Raw genomic sequence first — 9,791 nt, forward strand, 5'->3', positions numbered from 1 at the left:
GCCCCCGAGGCCCCCGCCCCCGAGACCGCGGAGGGGAGCACGGGCGGCCCGCACGCCCGCAGCTTCGGCCTCCCGATCGCGACCTGCCTGGTCATGGGCAACATCATCGGCGGCGGCATCTTCCTGCTGCCCGCCTCCGTGGCCCCGTTCGGCACGATCAGCCTGGTCGCGTTCGGCGTCCTCACGCTCGGCGCGATCGCCCTCGCCCTGGTCTTCGGCCGGCTCGCCGAGCGCCTCCCGCAGACCGGCGGCCCGTACGTGTACGCCCGTGCCGCCTTCGGCGACTTCGCCGGCTTCCTCGCGGCCTGGACCTACTGGATCACCTCCTGGGTGTCGAACGCGGCCCTCGCCGTCGCCTCGGTCGGCTACCTCTCCGTCCTCTTCCCGGCCATCGGCGCGCACAAGTGGTCCATGTGCCTGGCGGCCCTGGCCATGCAGTGGCTCCCGGCGCTCGCCAACCTGGCCGGCACCCGCTGGGTGGGCACCGTCCAACTCGTCGCCACCGTTCTGAAGTTCGCCCCGCTGCTGCTGGTGGCCGTCGGCGGCCTGTTCTTCTTCGACCCGGCCAACCTCGGCCCCTTCCAGGCCACCGACCAGAGCCCGGCCGGTGCCCTCTCCGCCTCCGCGGCGATCCTCCTCTTCAGCTACCTCGGCGTGGAGTCCGCCGCCGTCAGCGCCGGCGAGGTCCGCGACCCCGCCCGCAACGTCGGCCGGGCCACGATCCTCGGCACCGCCGGCGCGGCCGTCGTCTACCTCCTGGGCACCCTCTCCGTGTTCGGCCTGGTCGCCCACGACCGGCTGGTCGACTCCGAGGCCCCCTTCACCGACGCCGTCAACGCCATGTTCGGCGGGACCTGGGGCGGCACCGTCGTCGCCTGCGCCGCCGTGATCTCCATGGCGGGCGCCCTGAACGGCTGGACCCTGCTCAGCGCGCAGACCCCGTACGCCGCCGCCAAGGACGGCCTCTTCCCCAAGGCCTTCGGGAAGAAGCAGCGCGGTGTCCCGGTGACGGGCGTGCTCGTCACCACCGCCCTGGCCTCCGCCCTGACCGTCTACAACTACACGGCCGGCTCCGGCGGGGTCTTCGAGATCCTCGTCCTGGTCACCACCTTCACCGCGACCGTCCCCTACCTGCTCGCCACCGCCGCGCAGATCCGCTTCCTGCTGGAGGGCAAGACCGATCAGGTCCACCGCGGCCGCCTGGTCCGCGACGCCTCCCTCGCCACCGCGGCCTTCGGCTTCTCCATGTGGCTGGTCGCCGGCTCCGGCTACGCCGCCGTCTACCAGGGCACCCTGTTCCTCTTCGCCGGTGTGCTCGTCTACGCCGTGATCGCCGCCCGGAAAGCCCGCGCGGCCTCCTGACCTGCGGGGGTAGCGTGGAATGAGAGGACAAGCAGGGGGGCGCTAAGGGGTCGCCATGTCCGCGATCAGAGAGACCATCGACATTTCCGCCAGCCCTGAGGACGTCTACGCCTACGTGACGGACCCCAGGCACCTCCCGGAGTGGCAGGAGAGTGCCGTCTCCGCCCGCCCGCTGGACGGCGCGCCGCCCCACGTCGGGCAGCGGGTCGCCGTCACCCGGAGGATGGGCAAGCGGGAGTTCCCGATGACGATGGAGGTCAAGCAGCTCGACCCGCCCCGCAGTTGGCACATGGAGGGTGTGGACGGGCCCGTACGCGGCCACGTCCACGGGGCCATCGAGCCGCTGGACGGCGGCAAGCGCTCCCGCCTGACCCTGGACCTCGAAGTCGAGGGCCACGGCATCGGCAGGGTCATCGCCCCGCTCGTGGTCAAGCCGCACGTGCGCAAGGAGATGGCCCGCAACGAGGAGCGGCTGCGGAACCTGCTGGAGCACTGAACCCGCGCGTACGCGAAAGGCCCCCGTACCCCGCCCGTGAGGGCGGGGTACGGGGGCCGATGCGCTGTCCGGCCCCACCCGCGGATCAGTCCAGGTAGTCGCGCAGCACCTGGGAGCGCGACGGGTGGCGCAGCTTCGACATCGTCTTCGACTCGATCTGGCGGATGCGCTCACGGGTGACCCCGTACACGCGGCCGATTTCGTCGAGGGTCTTCGGCTGTCCGTCGTTCAGGCCGTAGCGCATGGAGACGACACCCGCCTCACGCTCGGAGAGCGTGCCCAGGATCGACTGCAGCTGCTCCTGGAGGAAGGTGAAGGAGACCGCGTCGGCCGGGACGACCGCCTCGGAGTCCTCGATCAGGTCACCGAACTCGCTGTCGCCCTCCTCACCCAGCGGGGTGTGCAGGGAGATCGGCTCGCGGCCGTACTTCTGGACCTCGATGACCTTCTCCGGGGTCATGTCGAGTTCCTTGCCCAGCTCCTCCGGCGTGGGCTCGCGGCCGAGGTCCTGGAGCATCTGCCGCTGCACGCGGGCGAGCTTGTTGATGATCTCGACCATGTGGACGGGGATGCGGATGGTGCGCGACTGGTCGGCCATGGCACGCGTGATCGCCTGCCGGATCCACCAGGTCGCATACGTGGAGAACTTGAAGCCCTTGGTGTAGTCGAACTTCTCCACGGCGCGGATCAGACCGACGTTGCCCTCCTGGATCAGGTCCAGGAAGAGCATGCCGCGGCCCGTGTAGCGCTTGGCGAGGGACACCACGAGGCGGAGGTTGGCCTCCAGCAGGTGGTTCTTGGCCCGGCGGCCGTCCTCGACCAGGATCTCCAGCTCGCGCCGGTACGCGGGCTTGAGGTCCTCCTCCTCTTCGAGCTTGTACTCGGAGAACAGGCCGGCCTCGATCCGCTTGGCGAGCTCGACCTCCTGCTCGGCGTTGAGCAGCGGCACCTTGCCGATGAGCTTGAGGTAGTCCTTGACCGGGTCGGCGGTGGCACCTGCCACCATGACCGTCTGCGCCGGGGCGTCGTCCTCGTCCTCGTCGGACAGCACGAAGCCCTGGCCGCCGCCCGGGGTCTCCTCCTCGACCTCGTCGACGAGCTCCTCGGTCTGCCAGTCCTCGCCCTCGACGGACGGGTTCTCGGCGTCGTCGGCGTCCTTGGCGGTGGCCTTCTTGGCTGCCGCAGTGGTCTTCTTCGCGGTGGTCTTCTTCGCCGCGGCCTTCTTGACCGTCCGCTTCTTCGGCTCGGCGGCGGCCTCTGCCGCCACGGCCTGCGGTGCGGCGGCCGACGTGGCGGATATCGCCGAGGCGGCGGCGGAGGCGGCGGTTGCGGCGGCCGGGGCGGCGGCCTGCGCCGCCGCAGCGGCGGCGGCAGCGGCGGTCGCGGCCTTGCTCCGGGCGCCGATCGGGCGCGGCGCCGCGACCTTCTTGGTCACGGTGCGGGCCGGGGCGGCGGCAGCCTTGCGGGGCTTCTTGGCGGCAGCCTTGGTGGCGGGGGCCGCGCTGACGTGGAGGGCGACACCCTCCTCGTCCAGGACCTGGTTCAGGCTGCGCAGGACCCGCTTCCACTGGTCCACCGGGATGCGCCCGGCCTCGAAGGCCTGGCGCACGTCGTCACCGTTGATGTGACCCTGCTCGCGGCCGCGCTCGACGAGCGCGACCAGGGCCTCGGAATCGGCGATCTCCGGAGGGAACGTACGGGACGGGCTGAGCGACACAAGAAGCCTCTCGTTGCGAACAGATAAGGAGTGGGCGGGCCATCATCGCGCGTCCTTGCGGAAACAGACCCGAGGGGGTCTGTATTCCGGTGCCGCGCGAGGACAACCTGTCGGTTCATCGCATGCCCGAGTCGATTCGTTACGCGCTGAATTGAGTGACCTGCGCCACGCCGTGGACACGCAACCGATCGGCCGGAAATCCGTCCGCGCGCCCGTGCGCCCCCGAACCCCGCCGGCCGGGCTCAGCCCGGTCTGCGCGCCTCGACGAGGAAGCGGGCGGTGTGCGCCACGAACGGGCCCTCCCGCCCGATCTCCTCGTGCAGCTCCCGCAGGCGGTCACGGTACTGGGCGACGGTGAATCCCGGCACCATCCAGATCACCTTCCGCAGGAAGTAGATGACCGCCCCGATGTCGTGGAACTCCGTCCGCAGCCGCTCGGAGCGCAGGTCGACCACGTCGAGCCCCGCCTTCGCGGCCTCGGCGGCCGCGTCGTCGGGGTGCCGGGCGCGCCGGACCTCCTCCGGCTGCGGCCCGAGGAAGTACTCGACGAGCTCGAAGACGCTCGACGGCCCGACCTGCTGGGAGAAGTACGTGCCGCCCGGGCGCAGCACCCGCGCGATCTCGTCCCACCAGACGGTCACCGGATGCCGACTGCACACCAGTTCGAACGCCTCGTCCCCGAACGGCAGCGGCGGCTCGTCGGCGTCCGCGACCACCACCGCACCCAGCGGGTGCAGCAGCCGGGTGGCCCTGTCGATGTTCGGCGGCCACGACTCGGTCGCCGCCGTCAGCGGCGGCAGCGGCCCCGCCCCCGCGAGCACCTCGCCACCGCCGGTCTGGATGTCCAGCGCGGAGCGGACCCGGGCGAGCCGCTCGCCCAGCATCCGCTGATAGCCCCAGGAAGGCCGCTGCTCGGTGGCGCGGCCGTCGAGCCAGGAGAAGTCCCACCCCTCCACCGAGACGGACTCGCCCTCCGCCACCAGATGGTCGAACGTACGGGTCATGGCCCCCATCGTTCCAGGGGCGGCGCCGGCGATCCACCGATTTGCCCGCCTCCCCGGGGACCGGCCCGGGGCCGCTCGGGCCGCGCCGGGCCGTCGACTACAGTGGGCACGGGCCGTGACTGGCGTTCGGGTGGATCACCACCGGGGAGCGGCCCGGCGTACGTCACACCGTCGTGCGCCCGGCGTACCGCGCGTGCGCCGAGTGCCGCGCGCCTGGGCGAACCGCGATCCGCAGCGACGCCCAGGAGACCCGTATGACGACTGCCACCGCCCGCCTCATGGACGGCACCGCCCTCGCCCGCCGCATCACGGAGCAGACCGCCGCCCACGCGGCGAAGCTCACCGAGCGCACCGGCACCGCGCCCTGCCTCGCGACCGTCCTGGTCGGCGAGGACCCGGCCTCCGTCACCTACGTCCGCATGAAGCAGAACCGCTGCGCCAAGGCCGGGATCACCTCCCGCCACGTGGAGCTGCCGGCCGGTACCACCACCGAGGAGCTCGTCGCCACCCTCACGGCCCTCTCCGAGGACCCGGCGATCAGCGGCATCCTGCTCCAGCACCCGGTCCCGCACCACATCGACGAGCGCGCCGCCTTCGAGGCCATCGCCCCCGGCAAGGACGTCGACGGCGTCACCATGCACTCCTTCGCCGCCATGGGCTTCGGCCTGCCGGGCTTCGTCTCCTGCACCCCGGGCGGCATCATGCGGCTGCTCGCCGAGTACGACGTGGACCTCACCGGCAAGCACGCCGTGGTCGTCGGCCGCAGCGCCATCCTCGGCAAGCCCGCCGGCATGCTGCTGCTGGAGCAGAACGCCACCGTCACCTACTGCCACTCCCGCACCCGGGACCTGTCCTCGATCGTCCGCCAGGCCGACGTCCTGGTCGCCGCCGTCGGCAAGGCCGAGTTCATCCGCGGCGAGGACATCAAGCCGGGCGCCGTGGTCCTGGACGCCGGCTACAACGAGGGCAACGTCGGCGATGTGCACTTCGAGTCCGCCGCCCGCGCCTCGCTGATCACCCCGGTCCCCGGCGGCGTCGGGCCGATGACCATCGCCGTGCTGCTGGAGCAGACCGTGCAGGCGGCCGCGGCGCAGGCCGGCCTCTCCGTCGCGGACCTCTGACCGACCACAGCCGGGTCGGGCAGGGGGGTGACGCGTCCCGGACACGTGGCGGTATCTTGTCGGCCGCATACGGATGACACGTGCCACAAGCGGTCCGGGGGAGCGCAGATGGACCTCTTCACGCCACTCGACCTGCCCCACGGCGGCCGGCTGCCGAACAGGCTCGCGAAGGCCGCGATGGAGGAGGGCCTCGCCGGGCCCGGCCAGCTGCCCGGCGAGCGCATCGAGCGCCTCTACCGCCGGTGGGCGCAGGGCGGCGCCGGACTGCTGATCACCGGCAACGTCATGGTGGACCGCCGGGCCCTGACCGCCCCGGGGACGATCGTCCTCGACGCGCACGCCCCCCTCGGCCCCTTCCGCCGCTGGGCCCGGGCCGCCGCCTCGGGCGGCGGCCAGATCTGGATGCAGATCAACCACCCCGGCCGGCAGGTCGGCGCGGAGATGCCCGGCACCGCCTGGGCGCCCTCCGAGGTCGGGGTGAGCCTCGGCAAGCACACCAAGCGCTTCGCCCGCCCCACCGCGATGACCGAGGCCGACGTCCTGGCCACCGTCCACCGCTTCGCGGTCACCGCCCGACGGGCGCGGGAGGCCGGCTTCCACGGCGTCCAGATCCACGCCGCCCACGGCTACCTCCTCAGCCAGTTCCTCTCCCCGCTGGTCAACCGGCGCACCGACCGCTGGGGCGGCAGCCTCCACAACCGGGTCCGGCTGCTCACCGAGGTCGTCCGGGCCGTCCGCGAGCAGGTCGGGGACGACTTCGCGGTCGCGGTGAAGCTGAACACCGCCGACTTCCAGCGCGGCGGCTTCGACACCGACGACGCCGCCCGGGTCCTGGAGATCCTCGGCGGCCTCGCCGTCGACCTGGTCGAACTGTCCGGGGGCAGCGTCGAGAGCCCCGCCACCCTGGGCCGCACGGCCGACCTGCGGACCCTGGAGCGCGAGGCGTACTTCCTCGCCTTCGCCGAACAGCTCGTCGAGTCCGCCGCCATGCCGCTCATGCTGACCGGCGGGATAGCCCGCAGCCAGACCGCGGGCCGGGTCCTCGACCGCGGGTTCGCCGTCGTCGGCCTCGCCTCCGCCCTGGCCTTCCGGCCCGACCTGCCGGCCCGCTGGCGCGCGGGGGAGGACGTGCACGTCACCGTGGAACGACTGAGGTGGAAGGACCGGGACCTGGCCGGCGCCGGGCTGCTGGCCTTCGTACGCTTCCAACTGCACCGGCTCGCCCGGGGCATGGAACCGCGGCCGCACGCCTCGGCCCGGGCGGCGTTCGCCCTCGACCAGCTCAGACACTGGCGCCGGGTCCGCTCGTACGGGGCATGGCTCGCCCGCAACCCCGAACCGGCGACCGGACCCGGCGAGGCCCTCGCCGCCTGAGCGGCCGCCGCCTGCCGCCTCGCCGCCCGAGCGCCGCGGATCATTTCCCGTGGCCGTCGTGGCCGTCGTGGCCGCTGCGTACGGCCGCCACGATCGGCGACGAGCGGAACTCCCGGGCCAGCGCCGCCAGCGGCGTGGAGTCCAGCCGGTACGGGTCGGGCGGCCCCTGGTCGGCGTCCTTCCGGTGCTCCCCGACACAGCCCGCGATCTCGGCGGCCTCCCGGCGCCGCACGGCCGCCGCGAGCATCGCCGCGTCCGCCACCAGCGAGGCCCGCGGCCCGTCCATGCCCTGGGCCCGCGCGGCCTCGTACGCGGCGCACCGCACCCCGGGGTCGAACCAGCAGCCCAGCGCCAGGATCCCGTCGTCGATCACCGACTCGCGGTGGATCAGCCGGATCCCGATCGGCGACCACCAGGTCAGCGGCACCGTCCGCACGCTCGGCGAGGCGAAGCCGCGCAGCGCCTTCCACAGCGGGCGCAGCCGCCGGTACCGGCTGTAGTCCCGCCAGGCCTCCGAGCCTCCGACCAGCGGCACGATGAACCCCGCACCGACCAGCAGGGCCGCCGATGCCGCCAGCGGCGGGGCCGCGTACGTGGACAGCCCGTCCCAGTCGCGGCCGGCCCACCGGGCGCCCACGGCAGCCCACTTCGCCGCCAGGTAGCCCAGGTCCGCCACCCCGCCGAGCACGATCAGCGCCAGTCCGGTGCGCAGCGGCCGCAGTGAGGGGTCCGCCCGCAGCAGCCACTTCCAGCACAGGACGGTCAGGGCCGAACTGCCCGCCATGTGCGCCAGCAGGTAGCAGACGATCATCTCGCGGAGCCAGGGCGTGGTGGCGTAGTACGTGTCCAGGTCCCGCAGCCGCTCGACGGGCGCGTCCCCCATCACGAACAGGAGGACGATGAGCAGGGCGACGGCTCCGAACACCGCCGACGTGAGCCGGGTCGCCCGCCGGACCACCGCGGGCGGGCCGCCGCCCCAGTGCAGCACCAGGACGACGCACGATCCCGAGAACGCCGTGAGCACCGCGTACACCAGCGGCGCCGAGAAGTTGGTGATGCCGGTCAGCCGGTTCACCGCCGCGATCGTCGGGGGCGAGGCCAGGAACATCACGAGGCAGCCGACGACCAGCAGGGTGCACACCGCCCGCATCAGCGGCTGGTCCCAGTTCCGCCGCAGCGTCGGCGCCTTGATCAGCAGTGCCAGGATCAGTACCGACCCGGGCACGTAGAGGATGAGCCCGTCGTTCATCGCGCCTGGCCGACGGGGCCGACCGGATCGACGGGGCCGCCCGGCCCGGGCGCTGCCGCGGGTCCGGACCGCCCGGCGACCGGGCCGAGGCCCGCGACGGCCCGCTCGGCCGCGGTCAGCGGCGGCGCCTTCGGCGCGCCCCGGTCCGAGGCGCGCAGCACCTGCCACACCACCCACGGGCGCAGCCAGTACGTGGGCGGGCTGCTCATCGTGATGACCCGGAGGAACGCGGCCGTCAGCGCCTCCCGGGTGGTCGCGCCCGTCACCAGCCGGCTGACGTACGCGTTCAGCAGGCCGACCCCGGCCCGCGGCCGCATCCCGGTGGCCCCCGGGTAGAGGATGTCCTGGGAGGTGGCCAGTCCCCAGGCGGTGGCCACCATCGGGGCGAGCGCCCGCTGCGCCTCGCGGCCGAACGAGGGGTGGGCGAGCCCCTTGGCGCGCAGCAGCGCCCGTACGGCCAGCAGCCCCTGGGCGGCGACGGTCATGCCCTGCCCGTACAGCGGGTTGAAGGTGGCCACCGAGTCCCCGACGGCGAAGAACCCGTCGGGCAGGCCGGCCTTCTCGAAGTAGACCCGCCGGTTGGCGGTGCCCTGGGTGACGGCGACGTCGGTGAGCGGCTTGCGGCCTTCGAGGAGCTCGCCGACGATCGGGTCCCGGATGCCCGTGGCGAACGGGATGAACCGGTCGGGGTCGCCCGTGGGCTGGCCGCCGCGGGTGCCCGACAGGGTGACCTGCCACCGGCCGTTCTCGATGGGCACGATCGTCGCGGTCCGCCCGGGTACGGGGACCCGCGGGTCGGACTGCACGTTGACGATGGGGAAGCCCATTTCGTGGGCCCCGGGCGGTGCTTCGAAGATCCGGGTCGCGTACACCAGCCCGGAGTCCACCTGCGCCTGCCTGATCCCGCCCACCCCGAGCTGCTGGAGCCAGGCCCGGGCGCGGGAGCCCCGCCCGCTGGCGTCCACGACGAGGTCGGCGGTGACCAGCAGCCCCTCCTGCCCGGGGGTGTCGACGCGGACGCCGATGATGCGGGCCGCCGTCCCCTCCAGCGCCCGCACCCGGCTCTGCTGCAGGGTGGTGACACCGCTCAGGCCCGTCACGCGGGCGCGGACCACCGCGTCGAGCAGGTCGCGGCTGCACGAGATGTTGAACTGCTTCTCCCGGCAGCGCGGGATCCACCCCTGTGCCGTCTTGGTGACCAGGTCGGTGGGCAGGCTCCGGCGGATGGCTCCCGCCGCGATCCACGCCTCGGTGATGCCCGGCAGGATCCGCTCGATGGCACGCGCCCCGCCCGACCACAGGACGTGGACGTGCCGGGCCTGGGGGAGTCCGCGCCGCGGCGCCGGACTGTCGGGAAGCGTGTCGGCGTCGATGATCGTGACCTTCGCGTGCTCGGCGAGCACCGCTGCCGCGAGCAGGCCGGCCATGCTGCCGCCGATGACGACGACGTGGCGGGGCGGGGTGGGCT

8 protein-coding genes are annotated in these 9,791 nt (G+C 73.3%); 4 read left to right on the top strand and 4 right to left on the bottom strand.

Annotated features, from left to right (window positions below; genetic code table 11):
* The first annotated feature begins 75 nt into the window (after window positions 1-75).
* Window positions 76-1,362 carry an amino acid permease gene (locus HYE82_RS28990; protein WP_309144483.1) on the top strand — a complete coding sequence of 429 codons (1,287 nt, stop codon included), beginning with the start codon at window positions 76-78 and terminating at the stop codon, window positions 1,360-1,362.
* Window positions 1,363-1,417: 55 nt separating this feature from the next.
* Window positions 1,418-1,858, top strand: coding sequence for an SRPBCC family protein (locus HYE82_RS28995; protein ID WP_179177143.1), 441 nt, complete (start codon window positions 1,418-1,420; stop codon window positions 1,856-1,858).
* 85 nt (window positions 1,859-1,943) lie between these two features.
* Here HYE82_RS28995 and HYE82_RS29000 read toward each other — a convergent pair whose 3' ends face one another.
* Both HYE82_RS29000 and HYE82_RS29005 read right to left on the bottom strand, forming a co-directional pair.
* Window positions 1,944-3,575, bottom strand: coding sequence for an RNA polymerase sigma factor (locus HYE82_RS29000; protein ID WP_179177144.1), 1,632 nt, complete (start codon window positions 3,573-3,575; stop codon window positions 1,944-1,946).
* Window positions 3,576-3,817: 242 nt separating this feature from the next.
* Window positions 3,818-4,579: a class I SAM-dependent methyltransferase gene (locus HYE82_RS29005; protein WP_179177145.1), complete on the bottom strand. Its 762-nt coding sequence runs from the start codon at window positions 4,577-4,579 to the stop codon at window positions 3,818-3,820.
* Between the two features lie 254 nt (window positions 4,580-4,833).
* On the opposite strand from HYE82_RS29005, the gene HYE82_RS29010 reads away from it, so the two are divergent.
* Both HYE82_RS29010 and HYE82_RS29015 read left to right on the top strand, forming a co-directional pair.
* Window positions 4,834-5,700, top strand: coding sequence for a bifunctional 5,10-methylenetetrahydrofolate dehydrogenase/5,10-methenyltetrahydrofolate cyclohydrolase (locus HYE82_RS29010; protein ID WP_179177146.1), 867 nt, complete (start codon window positions 4,834-4,836; stop codon window positions 5,698-5,700).
* 108 nt (window positions 5,701-5,808) lie between these two features.
* Window positions 5,809-7,074, top strand: a complete 1,266-nt coding sequence (locus HYE82_RS29015; protein ID WP_179177147.1) for an NADH:flavin oxidoreductase/NADH oxidase family protein — start codon at window positions 5,809-5,811, stop codon at window positions 7,072-7,074.
* 40 nt (window positions 7,075-7,114) lie between these two features.
* Here the strand turns inward: HYE82_RS29015 and HYE82_RS29020 are convergent, their stop codons facing one another.
* Entirely contained in the window at window positions 7,115-8,323 is a 1,209-nt protein-coding gene (locus HYE82_RS29020; protein ID WP_179177148.1) for an MAB_1171c family putative transporter, read from the bottom strand.
* On the bottom strand, window positions 8,320-9,791 hold a 1,472-nt coding region (locus HYE82_RS29025), incomplete at its 5' end, for an NAD(P)/FAD-dependent oxidoreductase (RefSeq protein WP_179177149.1). The genes HYE82_RS29025 and HYE82_RS29020, both read right to left, overlap by 4 nt.

The organism is Streptomyces sp. BR123 (assembly GCF_013401435.1).
Classification (GTDB): domain Bacteria; phylum Actinomycetota; class Actinomycetes; order Streptomycetales; family Streptomycetaceae; genus Streptomyces.